This is a genomic window from Bifidobacterium sp. POST2/T3 (B1), assembly GCF_058197115.1.
This window is the reverse complement of sequence record NZ_JBVPQK010000446.1, coordinates 1-2,102: the sequence shown is the minus strand read 5'-3', so window position 1 is coordinate 2,102 and position 2,102 is coordinate 1. Positions and strand designations below refer to the sequence as shown.

Sequence of the window (2,102 nt, the reverse complement as noted above, 5' to 3'; positions counted from 1 at the left end):
GCTCTTCCAGTCGGGAGTGGACTACTTTGCCGCCTAGGGGAAAGGACATAGACCATGTCGTTGGAGCTTGAAGGCATTCACGAGGAGTGCGGTATCTTCGGAGTCTGGGGCCACCCCGATGCCGCCCGGCTGACCTACTTCGGCCTGCATGCCCTGCAGCACCGCGGCCAGGAGGGTGCCGGCATCGTTTCCAACGACCAGGGGCATCTGATCGGACGGCGGGGCCTGGGCCTGCTGACTCAGGTCTTCCCGGACGAGTCCAGCCTGACGCCGCTGACCGGAGACCGGGCCATCGGCCATGTCCGCTACGCCACGACCGGCTCAGGATCCATCGAGAACATCCAGCCCTTCGTCTTCCGCTTTCATGACGGGGACATAGCCTTGGCACACAACGGCAACCTGACCAACTGCGACAGCCTCAAGGCGGAGTTGGAGGATCAAGGGGCCATCTTCCACTCCAACTCAGACACCGAGGTGCTCATGCACCTGATCCGGCGCAGTCCTGAAAAGGACTTCATGGCAGCGCTCAAACAGGCCTTGCGCCAGGTCCATGGCGGCTTCGCCTACCTGCTCATGACCGAGGATGCCATGATCGGAGCCATGGATCCCAACGGGTTCCGTCCTCTCTCGTTGGGCCAGCTGCCAGGAGGAGCCTACGTCCTGGCTTCGGAAACCTGCGCACTGGATTTGGTCGGCGCCACGCTGGTGCGTGACATCGGCCCCGGCGAAATCGTACGGGTGGACGACTCGGGTTACAGCATCGAGCGCTATACCAATCAGACCTGCCTGTCCATCTGCTCCATGGAGTTCATTTACTTCGCCAGGCCCGACTCCAATATTTATGGAGTCAACGTCCACTCGGCCCGCAAGCGGATGGGTGCCAGGCTGGCCCGCGAAGCCCCGGTGGACGCCGATATGGTCATCGGAGTGCCCAATTCCTCCTTGTCCGCAGCCTCAGGTTATGCCGAGGCGGCCGGACTGCCCAACGAGATGGGGCTGATCAAGAACCAGTATGTGGCACGCACCTTCATCCAGCCCAGCCAGGCCATGCGCGAACAGGGTGTCAGGATGAAACTGGCCGCTGTGCGCGGCGTCGTATCCGGCAAGCGGGTGGTGGTCATCGACGATTCCATAGTTCGGGGCACCACCTCGCGCAGAATCGTCCGTCTGCTCCGGGAGGCCGGGGCGAGCGAGGTGCACATGCGCATCGCCTCCCCGCCCCTGCGGTATCCCTGCTACTACGGCATCGACATCCAACGGACCTCCGAACTGATCGCCGCCAAGAAGTCCGTGGAGCAAATCAGAGAAGCCATCGGGGCCGACTCCCTGGCCTATCTGAGTCTGGATGGTCTGGTGGATTCCATCGGTCTGGGCCGTGACGCACCCTACCAAGGGCTCTGCGTAGCCTACTTCAACGGTGATTATCCCACGCGACTTGACGACTATGAGCAGGGTTTCCTGGCCTCGCTGACCCCAGAGGACCGGGCCCGTCTGGAGGCCTCCAAGGGATCCTACGGGCTTGACATGCCTGCAGGGTCGGGGCAGAAAACAGACCAATGAGCATTAGCGAAGAGCAGAACAGGCAGCGCAGAGAAAGGGGCATCCATGCCGAAGGCATATGAGCAGGCCGGGGTATCGGTGGAGGCCGGATATGAACTGATCGACAGAATCCGTTCCCACACGGCCAGAACCCATAGGCCGGGCGCCGGAGACATTGGCGGCTTTGGCGGCGACTTCGACCTGTCTGCGCTCAATTACCGCCATCCGGTTCTGGTTTCGGGCACTGACGGCGTGGGTACCAAGCTGATGGTGGCCCGGGAAGCCGGCCGCCATGACACCATCGGTCAGGACTGCGTGGCCATGTGCGTCAATGACATCATCGCCCAGGGGGCCGAACCGCTGATCTTCCTGGACTATATCGCCTGCGGACACAACGACCCGGCTCTGCTGGAGCAGGTGGTCAAGGGCGTGGCCGACGGCTGCGTCCAGGCAGGGGCCGCCCTGGTGGGCGGGGAGACCGCAGAAATGCCTGACATGTACCAGCCTGACGAGTACGACCTGGCCGGATTCACCGTGGGTGTGGTCGAACGGGAGTCCCTGGT

2 protein-coding genes are annotated in these 2,102 nt (G+C 62.7%); both read left to right on the top strand.

What is annotated here, in order from left to right; all coding sequences use genetic code 11:
• The first annotated feature begins 54 nt into the window (after positions 1 to 54).
• Complete coding sequence (gene purF, locus AC0AP0_RS12620) at positions 55 to 1,560, top strand: amidophosphoribosyltransferase (protein ID WP_490430739.1); 1,506 nt, start codon at positions 55 to 57, stop codon at positions 1,558 to 1,560.
• A gap of 45 nt (positions 1,561 to 1,605) precedes the next feature.
• A partial coding sequence (locus AC0AP0_RS12615) for a phosphoribosylformylglycinamidine cyclo-ligase (RefSeq protein ID WP_490430738.1) occupies positions 1,606 to 2,102 on the top strand: 497 nt, incomplete at its 3' end.